Here is a 15,477-nt window from a genome sequence, read left to right as displayed (position 1 = left end):
CTTGCGTCTAAGGTTTTCTGTCTTAAAATCAAATTACTTAATCACTCCCAATTCTTTTCCAACCTCTATAAACGCTGCAATCGCCTGATCGAGATGATGCCTTTCGTGGCCTGCTGAAATCTGCACCCGGATTCGAGCCTGACCTTTTGGAACTACCGGATAGTAGAATCCAATCACATAGATTCCTTTTTCCAAAAGCTTTTCCGCCATTTTCTGCGAGAGCACCGCATCATACAACATGACAGGAACGATAGGGTGTGTTCCAGGCTTGATATCAAAACCAGCGGCATTCATTTTTTCTCTGAAGTAGGCAGTATTTGATTCCAACTTGTCGCGAAGTTCTGTAGTTTCCGAGAGCAAATCCAACACCGCAATGGAAGCTCCAGTAATGGAAGGTGCCAAAGTGTTTGAAAACAGGTACGGTCTCGAACGCTGACGTAGCAATTCGATGATTTCTTTTCTCCCGGAAGTAAATCCTCCCGAAGCACCGCCAAGGGCTTTACCCAAGGTACCTGTGATGATGTCGATTTTGCCCATCACACCACAATGCTCGTGAACTCCACGACCAGTTTTACCCATAAATCCGGTAGAGTGACACTCATCTGACATGATCAAAGCTTCATATTTCTCAGCTAATTCCACGATTTTATCCAGCTGAGCAATGGTACCGTCCATAGAGAATACCCCGTCGGTCACGATAATCTTTTGCTTGGCACCCGCAGCGATGGCGTCCTGAAGCTGCTTTTCCAAGTCGGCCATGTTGTTGTGTTCATATCTGTAGCGCATAGCCTTACACAATCTTACTCCATCAATGATGGAAGCATGATTGAGTGCATCAGAAATAATGGCATCTTCCGGTCCAAAAAGCGGCTCAAACACTCCCCCATTGGCATCAAATGCCGCTGCATAAAGAATGGTATCCTCGGTGCCCAAAAACTCGGAGATCTTACGCTCCAATTCCTTATGAATATCTTGGGTACCGCAAATGAAGCGAACAGATGACATTCCAAAACCATGGGAATCAATGGCAGCCTTAGCAGCTTCGATGACTTTGGGATGAGAAGAAAGTCCGAGGTAATTGTTGGCGCAGAAGTTCAGCACTTTCTGCCCTCCTGAGATAGTGATTTCTGCGGCCTGCGGAGAGGTGATGATGCGTTCTCTTTTGAAAAGGCCGGCTTCATGGATGGAGGCTAACTCTTGTTCTAATTTGGGTTTAAACTGATCGTACATGCGTTTATAAGGGTATAAATGTTTCCTGAAGATTGCTTATCCGCTGATCAAAAAATCGATGCGGACAGGTGTTTTTTACTACTTTTGCGCAAGCAAACCCAAATATAAACAAAAACCCTCAAGGCGACTTTTAGGGTATTTCGAAAGACCTTCCTATGGAAAAAATCCTTGTCATCGGAGCTGCCGGACAGCTAGGTTCAGAACTCACACAGGCCTTGGCCAATCAGTTTGGAGGAGATCAAGTCATTGCGACAGACCTCAGAGATTCAGCCCGATCCGCTTTTGATTATTGCCGATTTGAAGTTTTGGATGTAATGAACAAAGAGGCACTCAGAGATTTAGTCAAAGAGGAAAAAGTCACTCAGATTTATCACCTCGCTGCGGTACTATCGGCTACCGGAGAAAAGAACCCGCTCTTTGCCTGGCATCTCAATATGGAGAGCTTGCTTTATGTCTTGGAGTTGGCCAAGGAAGAAAAACTGGACAAAATCTATTGGCCATCATCCATCGCCGTTTTCGGACCCAATACTCCAAAAGTCAATACCCCTCAATTCTGCGTAAAAGAACCCAACACCGTCTACGGCATCAGCAAGCAGGCGGGAGAACGATGGTGTGAATACTATTTCGAAAAGCATGGCGTGGACGTCCGAAGCCTTCGCTACCCCGGTCTCATCGGGTACAAATCCCTACCCGGAGGAGGCACAACCGACTATGCAGTGGACATTTACCATAAGGCAATTGCGAATGAAAAATTCAACTGCTTCCTCCGCGAGGACAGCTACTTGCCGATGATGTACATGCCGGATGCGATCAAGGCTACGCTTGACCTGATGAATGCCCCAAGAGAATCGGTAAAAATCCGCTCCAGCTACAACCTCGCTGGAATGAGTTTTTCTCCCAAAGAAATCTTCGAAAGCATCAAAAAGCACGTACCAGACTTCCAGATCGAGTTCAATCCCGACTTCCGCCAAGCTATTGCAGACTCTTGGCCTGACAGCATAGACGATAGCCGTGCAAGGGAAGACTGGGGATGGAAACCGGATTATGACTTGGATGCAATGACGTCGGATATTTTGAAAAACCTGCCGAGTTATTTTCCTCTGAAGAAGTGAGCTCCACAATCCAATTTTGAAATACCTCTTTAATCCGAAGAGGTATTTTTTTTGCCTTGACATAGTGACATAGAGGCTTGCAAACAACAAAATTTTATCCTTTTGGTGGGGGTATTTTAAAAATCTCCTCTTCCTATTAGTAAAAAAAGATCAAGGAATGATTTTATTTCCATTCAAGTCTGAAGTTTTATATTTTATGGTCTTTTTATTTCGGAGATGAATAAAAACAATGTTGCTTTCATACTCACCATACTGATCGGGATTACCCTGATCGGGTTCTTTTTTTTCGGGACTGAAAAAGAAGTTGATTTCAGCACCGAAATCAAACCCATCCTTAACAAACACTGCATCTCCTGCCATGGAGGTGTGAAAAAAAGCGGAGGATTTAGCTTACTCTTCGAGGAAGAAGCCTTCGCCCCTACCGAATCAGGACATCCCGCGATCGTACCGGGAAGTTCCTCCTCCAGCGAACTCATTAAGCGACTGACGCACTCTGACCCCGAACTCCGCATGCCTTACCAGCGTGCCCAACTCAGCAAAGAAGAAATCGAACTACTGAAAGAATGGATCGATCAAGGCGCCAAATGGGGTAAACATTGGGCCTATGAGCCGGTCCAAGAACCCAAACTTCCCGCTAATCCCACGGCTGCCAGTTTCGGTGGCACTGAAAACACCTCGCTTGCTCCCATAGATTTTTTTATCCAAGAAAAACTCCCAAATCTTGGTTTGAGTCCATCCTCACCCGAAAATCCCATGAGACTCCTTCGCAGAGTGGCTTTGGACATTACGGGCTTGCCCCCTTCGGAATCTTTGGTTCGGGACTTTTCCTCCGGCAAAATCAGCTACGAGCAAGCCGTGGATCAATTGCTTTCTTCAGAAGCCTATGGGGAAAAATGGGCGACTTGGTGGCTGGACCTCGCCCGCTATGCAGATACCAAAGGCTACGAACGGGACGTTTCCCGCACCTTTTGGCCCTATCGGGACTGGGTGATTCGGTCTTTCAATGCCGACAAACCCTTCGATGAGTTTACCGTCGAGCAGCTGGCAGGCGACCTCTTGCCCAATCCTACCCAAGATCAACTGACCGCAACGGCCTTTCACCGTAACACCATGAACAATGACGAAGGCGGAACGGAAGACGAGGAATTCCGCGTTGCAGCAGTCCTCGATCGGGTCAATACCACCTTCGAAGTCTGGCAAAGTACCACCATGGCTTGCGTGCAGTGCCACAGCCATCCCTATGATCCCATCCGGCATGAAGAATTTTTTGAATCCATGGCCTTCTTCAACAATACCCGGGACGAAGATACCCACGATGAGGAACCCCGATTGCGGTTTTACGAAGTGGAAGATCAGGCCAAAGTGGATCAGATTGTAGCTTGGGTGGGAGAAACTGAAGGAAAAACAGCCGCCAAGCAGCGGGCTGACTTTCTGAAATTCTACGAACCCAAGTACGCCGCTCACCTCGCCACAGACCTCAAAAAGTCCGGCCTGATTGATACCAAATGGCTCGGGCTTTGGCCGGGAGGCTCTGCCGTCTATAAAAACATCGATACCCAAGGTTCTGACCAACTCCTGCTCGATTACTGGTCTGGGGTGGATGGTACCAAAATGATCATCCGAAAAGACGGCCCCGAAGGAGAAATTCTCGCCAGCTTTGTGATCAACAAAACCCAAGGAGAGGTCGTGAAGGAAATCCCCTTCAAGCCTGTGCAAGGGAAAGTCAACCTCTACATCGAAGCTCAAAATCCAAGTGCAAAACCCCAGCAAAACACCTCCTCCATCGTGTGGTTTGCTTTTGTACCCAGTCTGAAAGGAAAAGAAAAGCCGGGATTTGCGACTGTGAAAAAATCCTGGGAGGAGTTACTCCAATTCAGGGGAACACGCCTCCCCATCCTGATCGAAAATCCGGACTACATGGCCCGACCGACCTTTGTCTTTGAGCGAGGCAACTGGATGGTACAGGGAGAAAAAGTAAGTCCAAAAGCTCCGAAAGAATTGGGCAATTGGAAAAGCGAGTGGCCGTCCAACCGTTTAGGCTTTGCCTATTGGCTCACCGCCCCTGAAAATCCTCTTACCGCTCGGACCCTTGTCAACCGTGTTTGGGATCAGCTTTTCGGCAGAGGATTGGTCTCGACCCTAGAGGACATGGGCACGCAATCCGATCCACCCTCCCATCCCGAGCTGCTGGATTACTTGGCTTGGAAAACGGTCAATGACTACCACTGGAGCATCAAATCACTCATCAAAGAAATCGTAACCTCGGCTACCTATCAGCAATCTTCGGTGATCAGTCCGGAGGCTTTCCAGAAAGATCCCAAAAACCAATGGTATGCCCGAGGGCCTAGATACCGGCTTTCTGCAGAGCAAATCCGCGATCAGGCCCTTGCCGCAAGCGGACTATTGAGTCGAAAAATGTATGGAAAGCCCGTGATGCCTACCCAGCCGGAGGGCATTTGGCAGACGGTGTACAACGGGGAGTCCTGGAAAGAAAGTGAGGGAGAAGATAAATACCGTAGAAGTATCTACACCTTCCTGAAGCGTACCAGCCCTTACCCTTCCTTTATCTCCTTTGATGCGGGAAGCCGAGAAGTCTGTCTCAGCAAGCGCTTGGTCACCAATACCCCACTACAGGCTTTGGTTACTTTGAATGATCCCGTGTACCTCGATGCGGCCAAAGCCTTGAGCCAAAAAGCTTGGGAGGAATCAGGGAAAAAACCCGAATTGGCCATCCAAAAAATCTATCAAAACCTGCTTCTTTTTCCTATTTCGGAAAGCAAAAAAGCCAGCCTGATGAACCTGTATAATACAGCAAAATCAAGTTTTGATGAGGACCAAAAATCCTTGACAGAGTTCTTCCCTGGAGCGGATTCCGGGTTGGCAGCCTTGGCCGTGGCCACCAATGCAATGATGAATTTAGACGAGTTTTTAACCAAGCCCTGATCCCATGAACGTGGAAAAGCTACTGAACGAATTGGTCAACCAAAAACTGCAAACGCAGACAAGAAGGCATTTTCTCCTCGACTGCGTAAGCAAAATGGGCGGGCTTGCCTTAGCTCCTTTACTTTTCGGCTGTGAGTTGGGGAAAAATGGAACCCTGAAAAAAGGCCTTCAGCTCAGCGATCGGGATTTGAATCCTTTGTCTCCCCTTCCTCCGCCTTTTTTAGGAAAAGCAAAATCCATCATTTACCTCCACATGGCTGGGGCGCCTTCGCAGTTGGAGTTGTTTGATTTCAAGCCCGAGCTGGCCAAATACCATGATCAGGACTGTCCGGAGAGCTTGCTGGAAGGACGCAAGTTTGCCTTTATCAGAGGAGTGCCCAAAATGCTCGGTCCCCAGGCCAAGTTTTCTCAACACGGGGAAAGCGGAGCTTGGATTTCAGATTACTTGCCTCATTTCTCCAAAGTAGCCGATGAAGTAGCTTTTCTAAAGGCGATGCATACAGATCAGTTTAATCACGGACCGGCACAGCTGTTTATGCAGACGGGTTCACCGAGGTTGGGAAGACCGAGTTTGGGTAGTTGGGTGACCTATGGTTTGGGCACAGAAAACCAGAATCTTCCGGGATTTGTCGTCTTGACTTCCGGAGGAAAAACGCCCGACGCAGGCAAAAGCGTCTGGGGTTCGGGTTTTCTCCCCTCGGTCTATCAAGGCGTCCAATGCCGATCCAAAGGCGATCCCGTGCTATACCTCGAGGATCCAAGCGGCATGTCCCGCGATCTCAAAAAGCAGGTCATCTCCGCCATTAATCAGTCCAATCAGGAAGATTTTGAAAACTTTGGCGACCCCGAGATCCTCGCCCGAATCAATCAATACGAGATGGCCTATCGGATGCAGATCGAAGTGCCCGAGGTGATGAACATCAACGACGAACCCGAGCATATCCATCAGCTCTACGGCACCCAGCCTGGGGAGGAATCCTTTGCCAACAACTGCCTTTTGGCCAGAAAACTGGTGGAAAAGGGCGTGCGCGTAGTTCAACTCTACGATTGGGGTTGGGATACACACGGCACCGATCATGATGGCTCAATCGATATGGGCTTGCGAAACAAATGCCGCACCATTGACCGACCGATGACGGCCTTGCTGCTAGACTTGAAGCAGCGGGGACTTTTGGAAGAAACCTTGGTCGTCTGGGGAGGGGAATTTGGACGCACGCCGATGCAGGAAAACCGGGAAGGCAAGAAGATGGGTTTCCTTGGACGGGATCACCATGTGGATGCTTTTACGATGTGGATGGCTGGAGGCGGAGTCAAAAAAGGCGCGAGCTACGGCATCACGGATGACTTTGGCTTTGCCGGGGTAGACGAGCGCACCTCTGTGCATGACCTGCATGCTACCATTTTACACTTGATGGGTTTTGATCATGAGAAATTTACCTATGAGTTTCAAGGAAGGCCTTTCCGACTCACCGATGTTCATGGAGAATTGATCCGATCTGTCATTGCCTGATATGCTGAGTTTTGTTTTTCCTCTTTTGGGTCGCTTTCATCCCGTTTTAGTTCACCTCCCTATTGGGATTTTGGTCTTTGGTCTGATTTTGATTTTTCTTTCGAAAAAGCAGGACAAAGCTTTTCTTCCCGCCATTCAGCTGGCCTTTTTGCTGGGTTCGATCGGAGGGGTTTTGGCCTGTATTTCAGGATTTCTCCAATACCAATTCGAAGGCTTTTCCTGGGACACGGTACAGTTTCACCTAATTTTTGGGGTGCTGACTACGGCTGCGGGATTTTTCTTTTATGGGAAAAGCAAAAAAACAAACGACCCCAGCACGCTGAAATGGAGCTCGACTGCATTGGTTGGGGCCCTTTTGTTTACTGGCCACTTGGGGGGAACGATTACCCATGGGGAAGGCTATTTCACCGAAGTGATGCCGGAAAATCTCCAATCACTTTTTGGAGGATCGCCTTCTTATGCACAGCCTTTGACCTTGCCTGAGGAAGGTTGGGAGGAGATGGCCTACTACGAGGAAGTCGTGCAGCCGATCTTGAATTCCAATTGCCAAAGCTGCCACAATCCCCGAAACAAGAAAGGTGGACTGGACCTCAGCAACAAAGAAGCCCTGCTGAAAGGTGGGGAAAACGGACCTGTGATTGATCCGCATCAGTTTCTGAAAAGCAGTCTGATCAGTCGCATGGAACTTCCTTTGGATCATGAAGACCACATGCCTCCGAGTGAAAAGCGCCAACCCCAAAAAGAGGAACTTCAGCTGCTGCGCCTTTGGCTGGAAAACGAAGCTTCTTTTGACCTGAAACTGGGAGCCGCCAAACCGGAAAAGAAATGGCTGGAACCCTTTTTCCAACGGGAAGAAATCTCTTTTTATCCAACTGTAAGCTCGGCTGCGGTAGCTGAAGACAGTCTGGCTCAACTGAGGAAGAAAGGCTTTTACGTAGAACCCATTGCTCAGGGCAGCTCACTATTGAAAGTGAGTTGCATCAATTTCCCGGATTTTCAGGATCAAAATCTGGGAGATTTAGCTTCTCTTAAAGGCCATATAGTCTATCTGGATCTTAGCGGGACGAAAGTATCGGATCAGATTCTTACGAAATTGAAAGATTTCCCACTACTGACTGTGCTCAAGCTCAGCCACACCCAAGTCAAAGGAGCAAATTTGGAAAGTTTGAATTCACTAAAAAATCTGAAGTCCCTATACATCAATGGAATCTCCATTGCCCAAGCCGATCTGGAGAAGCTTGACAAACTTCCTATGTTGGAAAAAGTATTTGCCTACGAAACAGGTCTTTTTGGGAATGAATTGCCGAAAAAATTCAAGTTCAAATTGGAGATAGGAAGCTATGAATTGCCCCCTATCCCCAGTGATACCATCGTGTATTAAATCTTGGCTAGGATTTGATCAGGTACAAATCCCAGTGTGACACTTCCATCAGGATACACGATTACTGGTCGCTTAATCATGCTGGAGTTTTCGATCAAAATCGAAAGTGCTGTTTCTACTTTTTCCAAAGCTGCTTTTTGAGCTTCTTCCATTTTCTTATAGGTCGTTCCTTGCTTGTTGACCAAAGTAGCCAACGAAGTTTTCTCCAAAAATGAAGTCAATAACGCTGCGGTTGGCTTTTGCTTTTTATAATCGATGAAGTCGTAAATCACACCCTTTTCTTCCAGAAAAGTGAAGGTCTTCTTCATGGTGTCGCAATTCTTAATGCCGTATACTTTCAATGCCATTTCTCGAAACTGTTTATCCTAAAATCTCCTTCATACTTTCCTCATGCGCTTGCAAAATCTGAGCGATAAGGTCATCTGTTAAAGCAGTAGAAAGAAACAAGCTCTCAAACTGAGACGGCGCCAAATACACCCCTCGCTTTAGCATGCCTTGGAAATACTTCCCAAATAAAGCGGTATCCGATTTTTTGGCTGTTTCAAAATCCACTACCGATTCTTCTGTAAAAAACAGAGAATACATACTTCCCAACTGATTAACCGTAAAGTCATGGCCCAAACGGTGATTGATGGAGGCAATGCCTGAGGCGAGTTGCATTCCGATTTCGTTGAGTCTGGTGTACACTTCAGGATGGGTATTGAGATAATTCAACATGGTCAATCCAGCAGCCATCGCAATAGGATTACCGGAAAGTGTCCCTGCCTGGTAGACCGGTCCAGCAGGAGAAACAAACTCCATGATCTCTTTTTTACCGCCGTATGCACCGACAGGCATACCTCCACCGATGATTTTGCCAAGGGTAGTCATATCGGGAGTCACTCCAAAAAGCTCCTGTGCTCCACCTTTTGCCAAACGGAAACCGGTCATCACCTCATCAAAAATCAAGACAATCCCCTCACGGGTACAGATATCTCTCAATCCTTGGAGGTATCCCGGATTTGGAAGACAAAGTCCCATATTTCCCGGAACAGGCTCGAGAATCAAAGCTGCAATTTCACCTTTATTGGCTGCAACCAAGGTTTCGATTGCTTCGAGGTCATTGTAGGGCGCAAGCAAAGTGTCTTTTGCCGTACCTATCGTCACTCCCGGTGAATCGGGATTGCCCATGGTGATGGCACCGGAGCCTGCCGAAATCAAGAAAGAATCGCCGTGTCCATGGTAGTGGCCTTCCATTTTGATGAACTTATCACGGCCAGTGAAGCCTCTAGCCACCCGGATGGTTGACATGGTGGCTTCCGTACCGGAATTGACCATGCGTACTTTTTCCACTGAAGGAACCATGCTCACGATCAATTCGGCAATCTCCACCTCTCTGGCTGTGGGAGCACCAAAGGAAGTCCCGTTTTCCATGGCTTTGATCACTGCTTCACGGATCATCGGGTGATTGTGTCCAAGAATCATCGGCCCCCAGCTATTAATGAGTTCGATGTAAGAATTACCGTCTTCATCATAGAGAAATGCACCATCCGCTCTTTCGATAAAAATCGGATCTCCTCCTACGGCACGAAAGGCACGGACTGGGGAATTTACTCCTCCTGGAATAAAGTTTTTGGCATGGGCAAACAGCCTCTTGCTTTCAGAAATCTGCATGATCTATTTTAATGGAATCAACTCTCCGGATTCGAGTTTGAAAACCGGGGAATAAGTGTTGTTGTTCGTATCTCTAAAATTAAAACCCCAAGTCAATTTGCCTGGCTGGTAGGTCTTCTGATCCAGTGTCTTTCGGATATCAAAATTATTTATGAATTGCGCATTCGCGGAAACCCAATTGACCAGTTCGGCACCAAGAACCACATTCAAAGACGGATAAGCCAGATACTTATCATAAAAAGCTTTCTTGAAAGCCACCATATCTTCAGACTCAAATTTCGGAGTGTTGTTGGAGATAAAGTAAAAATTAGGAAACTCCAGCATTTCATAATTGGCAAAATTGAAGCCAAGCCAAGAGTCCATAACCAAGAGCGGAACGGACGTGGAGATACTTTCCATCAAGGCAAAGACAGGCTGCGCAATCGCCGGATCATCAGTCAAAAGAATGACTTGATTGACGTCAGGATTATTACCTCTGCGAACACCGAGTCCTTGGAGGAAGGAAGCAACTGATTTTGGATCTACCTTTTGAGATTTTGCGATCCGGAATCCGGCTTGGGTGAGTTCCTCCTGCAGAAGCTGAGCCATTCGCTCATCGCGGGCACTACCACTAAATCCAATCGCTACCGATTTACCCCAATTTTGGGAATTCAAAGCGGAAACAACACCCTTGGAAAGCGAAGCCACGGATGGTCTAAACAGATAACTGAACTCTGTTTGCTCAAACCGCTCACCCAAATTGGACAAGGGATGGATAAAAGGGATTTTCTGCGCCTCGGCAAAAGCACTAACCAGTTCAGACTCATCAGGATAAATTGGACCGATGATTACATCAGCAGCCAATACAGCAGGGTCCTTCAGAAGCGTATTTAAGTGATTTAGATCTCTTTTGGAATCAAATGTATTCAGATTGATCTGGACACCTTGAGCGGTTAGTTGGTCCACACTGATCTTGATCCCCTGGTGTAATTCTACCATGAAATCATTGCTGACAAGAGAAGAAATGCGCTGTCCCTGACTACTGGTAAAAGGCAAAATCACCACCAGATCAAGTACTTGGTCTTTGACAATATTATTTCCCCCAGTATTTAGGACTTGATTCAAAGCCATTCGCTCAGAAGCCGACATGACGGTCTTTTGCTGAAGCACCAAAGCCAACGCTGCCGTGTATCCCTCATTTGTTTTGAATTCCTCCAGATTAACCACTAAAAAGTTTGGCGTTTCAGTTTTCAAAAATGCAAACGACACATTATACGCTTTCGCTAAAATCTCTTCATTCTTTATCTGCTTAATCATTCTCAAACCGTCCAGCGCTTGTCCATTTTGAAAATAAGCTATAGAGAGCAGGTAGTTTAATTCATCCGATTTCCCCCAAGATTTACCAAATACAGGCCGAAGAGTCTCGATAGCCAATGCGGGTTGGTTCACCTTCAAAGCTGCTTCTGCAGTATGAAATGCGGAATAATAGGACAAGTTTCCATACTTGTCCTCATCTAAAAACTCCTTAAACAAATTGATCGCAGACCAATAATCCTGGGTGGAAAGGGCTGATTTTGCTTTCAAATAATTATCGGGGAGATTCTGAGCGCTAGCATTTGCTAAGACAAAAAATAAAGAAAGGATAAGAAGTATTCTTCGCATTTTCAGGGAGTATAGAACCAGCTTTTTGTCTGGCCAAATTTAAGCCATTATTTTCAAACCCAAAGGAAGAAGGTCTCCTTTAATGACCTAAGCCCGAAACACCAAAATCTTTTCCTGAATAGGACCGCCTTTGATTGACTTACCAAATGGGGATGTCTCTCCGATATTTGGGCTGATAAAAATTGAATAGGTTGAAAACCACCGTGATTTCATGAGTGCCTCCCGGAAGCAGGTAACTTTTTTGCACGGGATATTCGAAAAGGTATCCAACCCGCATCTTTTGAGTGAGAAATCCAAAATTGAAATTGGAGGCATAGCTTAATCGCTGACCGGCACCCACCCACACTTTTTGCATGAGTAAGGCTTTAAGATTGAATTCAAATACTTCAGGCAGATCTTTCCGAGACCTGTAAAAGCCATTAAAAATAAGCGCCAAATTATCGGTCAACGATTCCCGGAGCCCAAACTGGATCATCTTTTCGGATGGGTAGGCTTCCATAAATCGATCCCCCTTTGCAAATTGTCCACGATTGGCTTTATGCATCCCATAGGAGACAAAATACTTTTCATGGGTTAATGCCAATCCCAAATTGAAATCAATCACCTGTAAGTCCGAAAATTGTCCAAAATATTTTCCTAAAATCGGATCGTTTTGCTCTTCCCATGTCAGGGAATTCCCATCCAGTCGAATGGTCTGGTGACTTACCCCAGCCCCAAGTCTAAGATTATGACTTTCCGAAAGTCTTATCCTGGAAGCATAGGAAATAAGAAATTCATTTTCCTTAAAGGCACCGTAGGAATCACTCAAAATACTCAGAGAAATCGCATTTCTCCCCATCAATGCGGGATCTTCCAGCCCCGATAATTCCCCAAAATCAAACTCAGTGCTTAGGAAATAGGTTTTTGGGGCTCCCTCAAAACCTGCCCATTGATTTCTGACAAACCCTCTGATCGTAGAACTTTCATACCCGGTGAGGGCAGGGTTGAAATAGCCTTGGAAATGGGAAAATTGAGACACATATTTTCTTGTCTGAGCAGATGCTTGCCACTTTAGTCCAAGTACAACAAAGATGAGGAGTAAAACCTTTGCCCATCTTTTAATATGAAAATCAAAAGCGCCCATTTTTTTGGATTCAATTCCCTCTCAACAAATTAAGAACTCCACGTCTAACCTTACCCCTTGTCTCCAAGACCCAGAAATAAGTTCCTTCTGGCACCTCCTGACCCAGATAGGTACCATCCCATTTATCATCAGTGCACTCGGACTGAAACAATTCCTTGCCACTTGTATCATAAACTCTTACCCTAAAATCTTCGCCAGAAAGATTTTTTGAAGGAATCCAGGAATCATTGACACCATCTCCATTGGGTGAGAAGGTATTGACGACCTGCATTTCAACCTCTGAATTTGAAGCGATTTGAGCTTGGATTGAAAATCTTTTAGTAAGGACATTCCCATCTCTATCTTCTACTTGTATCTCCAGATCAAATCCTTTTTTAGATTTCGGAAATGCTCCATTTTTCCAGCTTAAGTCCTTACCCTTCAATTGGAAAAACGTATTGTCTAAGACCCCTTCCGGAATGCGGATATCATGTATCGTATCTATCGGATCTATTACTTCAAGTTCTCCGATAAATGATTCAGCAGACAGAGATGTGTGCAAAATCAGATCCTGAGGAGCTGGCTTTGGCAAAACTACCACCGTGATGAAAGGCTTGAAGTCACTTGGAAAAAGGTAATTTGAGGTCTGGATCTTACCTTCCACTTCATATTTCCCTCGCTTCATGGTTTGGACCTTTGAGGCATCCCACTCCAATGCGAGTTCAACCCAATCCCCATCCTGAGTTAGGAAGGTTGCTTTCTTGGGAAGATCAGGTAAAACTGACCAAGGTATTGTCACCTCTTCAAATTCCCGCATTGAAATAATCAAGGATGGCAATATCTCCATGGTATCCGAGGTAAAGACCAAATGATAGTTTTCACCCACCTGTAGATCATCTGAGATAATGGCATATTTGCCCACATTTTCTCCAGGCTCTCTTTTCAAACTCCCTTTAATGATCTCCTTCTCCAAATCATTAGGTACTAGTCCAGTAACTTTAAAGGTCAGATCAGGATCGGATTTACCATAACATTTCTCTTTGCCTTCTGCTTGGACCAAAAGTTCCTTCTTTAAAATCTCGAAGAGTGAAGCAGTAAATTCAATCAGGTAATTTGATCCGGCCTCCAAAGAGCCTTGAAAAACAGCATATTCCCCAACCTGCTCTCCCTCTTCTCGGACAGGAGTTCCTTTAACTACTTCCTGTCCATCATTGTATTTCAAACCTTCCACCTGAAATGATAGCATCGGATCCTGATCCCCATAGGTTTTGAATAGATTTTGATCAGTCTTAATCCTTAAGATCGCAGGATAAACAGTCAACAGTTGCTCCTTAGGATTGGAATTACCATCTTCTACCTGTGCCAAAATGGTTGCCGTACCAGACTGAAGGATTTTGGCATAGTTTCCTGATATTTTGATGACTGTCGTATCCTTGGTAGAATAAGTGATCGGGTAATAAGAAGGATCGATCTCCTCTCCAAGTTTAAAGTCCGGGTCTCCATAGGTCACAGATTTTTCTTTGGGAAATTCATGTTCTCTGGGAACCCTGAAATTTTCCAAACCCGGTATTGGATTGACCACAGGAGCCTGACTTGCTGGATCATCATAAGCAATGGATTTCAGATAAGGATAAGAGACAAATGGGAAGTCCACTGAAGGCTTTTGAATATTCCAAACACCTTCAAAATCCCAATTTTTATCCTTAAAATACTGTGCTGATTTCAATTCTGAAGAAGTAGTGCCAAACCCTACGTCAGTATTGGTTGCGGATGGGACAGAGGACTTAACCCAAAACGATTCCAAGGCTTTTGTCTTTCCAACTACCAAGCCTACCAAACCCCCAGAAAGGGCAGATTCGGGAACGGAACCTGCGAAATAGGAATTGTCGATCTGTCCTCCTGAAATTCTAGCTACCAAACCTCCGATAGTTTCCAAAGCTTCCAATTTCGCCACACTGTAACAGCTTTCGATTCTATGATAGGCATTGGATTGGAAAAAACCAATCAATCCGCCTACGCTGGAATCAGAAATAATTTCCCCTGAGGAGAAGGATCTGCTCACATGGGTTTGATAAGCATTTCCGATCAAGCCTCCCACCATTTTCTGGCCTTTTACTGTTCCCAAGGAATAGGAATCCATTATCAAAGAATTACTTATGGTTCCCAAAAGACCGCCTACGTAGGTAGAACCGGACACTATTCCAGAAAAAGAACATCCCTCCACCTTAATATTAACCCCTACTCCCACCAAAGAACCCGCATCCTCAAATGCCTCAATGTAAGCATCCCTCAAATGAATATTTCTAAGGTCAGCGTTTTGAGCAGACCCAAAAAGTGCCTGCCCTCTCTGAGTCGTACGCTTGATATACAAGTCAGAGATCGCTAGTCCGTTTCCGTTAAATCTGCCTCTGAAATTCATTAAGGCCACCCAGCCTTTTCCATTATTTGCAGTCGGCCCAGCAAACTCCTGGTACCCTTCTGTAGTATGGTCCAGAGAAGAAACCAGAACAAAAGAAGCTTGAGGATTGAGAGCGATGTTTTTAAGATGGACCCAGTTTTTGATTTGAAAGGGGTTTTCCTTGGTCCCATTTCCTCCAGCATATTGCCCAAATGAGGTAGAGATGAAGGAAAATAATACAACACAAGAAATAATGTATTTTATATATATATATTTCTCTTTCAAAACAATTCTATCTACAAACACTCGAATCACCATTCTGAGCACATATAAAAAATCACTTATTAGAAGCTTAACCCAAGACATCAAGACACCTTTGGAGTCTTTACTGTCAAAATATCCTAGCCGATTTTCAAAAAAAGGTCTCATCTTATTTGCTGATTAATGAGATTGATTATTTAGAGTAAATAAATTAAATAATACCTCTATCAACAACTTTAAAAAGTA

The 15,477-nt window shown here is 45.5% G+C and carries 10 protein-coding genes; 4 read left to right on the top strand and 6 right to left on the bottom strand.

Features of this window, described 5'->3' with window-relative positions; genetic code table 11:
- Positions 1–33: 33 nt before the first annotated feature.
- On the bottom strand, positions 34–1,230 hold the full coding sequence (gene kbl / locus DDT91_RS18255; protein ID WP_187177633.1) for a glycine C-acetyltransferase: 1,197 nt from the start codon (positions 1,228–1,230) through the stop codon (positions 34–36).
- 155 nt (positions 1,231–1,385) lie between these two features.
- Here kbl and DDT91_RS18250 point away from each other — a divergent pair, with 155 nt between their 5' ends.
- The 4 genes from DDT91_RS18250 to DDT91_RS18235 all read left to right on the top strand — a co-directional run bounded on the left by DDT91_RS18250 (position 1,386) and on the right by DDT91_RS18235 (position 8,176).
- Positions 1,386–2,342 carry an NAD-dependent epimerase/dehydratase family protein gene (locus tag DDT91_RS18250; RefSeq protein WP_187177632.1) on the top strand — a complete coding sequence of 319 codons (957 nt, stop codon included), beginning with the start codon at positions 1,386–1,388 and terminating at the stop codon, positions 2,340–2,342.
- A 216-nt stretch (positions 2,343–2,558) separates the two neighbouring features.
- Complete coding sequence (locus DDT91_RS18245; RefSeq protein ID WP_187177631.1) at positions 2,559–5,285, top strand: PSD1 and planctomycete cytochrome C domain-containing protein; 2,727 nt, start codon at positions 2,559–2,561, stop codon at positions 5,283–5,285.
- Between the two features lie 4 nt (positions 5,286–5,289).
- Complete coding sequence (locus tag DDT91_RS18240) at positions 5,290–6,795, top strand: DUF1501 domain-containing protein (protein WP_187177630.1); 1,506 nt, start codon at positions 5,290–5,292, stop codon at positions 6,793–6,795.
- 1 nt (position 6,796) lies between these two features.
- Positions 6,797–8,176 (top strand): c-type cytochrome domain-containing protein, encoded by a 1,380-nt coding sequence (locus DDT91_RS18235; protein WP_187177629.1) that lies wholly within the window; start codon positions 6,797–6,799, stop codon positions 8,174–8,176.
- Here DDT91_RS18235 and DDT91_RS18230 read toward each other — a convergent pair.
- From DDT91_RS18230 to DDT91_RS18210, 5 genes are all read right to left on the bottom strand, one after another.
- Positions 8,173–8,523 (bottom strand): Spx/MgsR family RNA polymerase-binding regulatory protein, encoded by a 351-nt coding sequence (locus DDT91_RS18230; RefSeq protein WP_187177628.1) that lies wholly within the window; start codon positions 8,521–8,523, stop codon positions 8,173–8,175. The two genes, DDT91_RS18235 and DDT91_RS18230, sit on opposite strands and share 4 nt — an antisense overlap.
- Positions 8,524–8,536: 13 nt before the next feature.
- Positions 8,537–9,829 carry a glutamate-1-semialdehyde 2,1-aminomutase gene (gene hemL, locus DDT91_RS18225; protein ID WP_187177627.1) on the bottom strand — a complete coding sequence of 431 codons (1,293 nt, stop codon included), beginning with the start codon at positions 9,827–9,829 and terminating at the stop codon, positions 8,537–8,539.
- Positions 9,830–9,832: 3 nt separating this feature from the next.
- On the bottom strand, positions 9,833–11,470 hold the full coding sequence (locus tag DDT91_RS18220) for an ABC transporter substrate-binding protein (RefSeq protein WP_187177626.1): 1,638 nt from the start codon (positions 11,468–11,470) through the stop codon (positions 9,833–9,835).
- Between the two features lie 139 nt (positions 11,471–11,609).
- Positions 11,610–12,593: a type IX secretion system membrane protein PorP/SprF gene (locus tag DDT91_RS18215; protein WP_187177625.1), complete on the bottom strand. Its 984-nt coding sequence runs from the start codon at positions 12,591–12,593 to the stop codon at positions 11,610–11,612.
- 10 nt (positions 12,594–12,603) lie between these two features.
- Positions 12,604–15,399 (bottom strand): MBG domain-containing protein, encoded by a 2,796-nt coding sequence (locus DDT91_RS18210; RefSeq protein WP_187177624.1) that lies wholly within the window; start codon positions 15,397–15,399, stop codon positions 12,604–12,606.
- Positions 15,400–15,477 lie beyond the last annotated feature (78 nt).

The organism is Algoriphagus sp. AK58, from assembly GCF_014324365.1.
GTDB lineage: Bacteria > Bacteroidota > Bacteroidia > Cytophagales > Cyclobacteriaceae > Algoriphagus.
The sequence above is the reverse complement of the archived record's forward strand: the minus strand, read 5'-3'. Positions and strand labels throughout refer to the sequence as shown.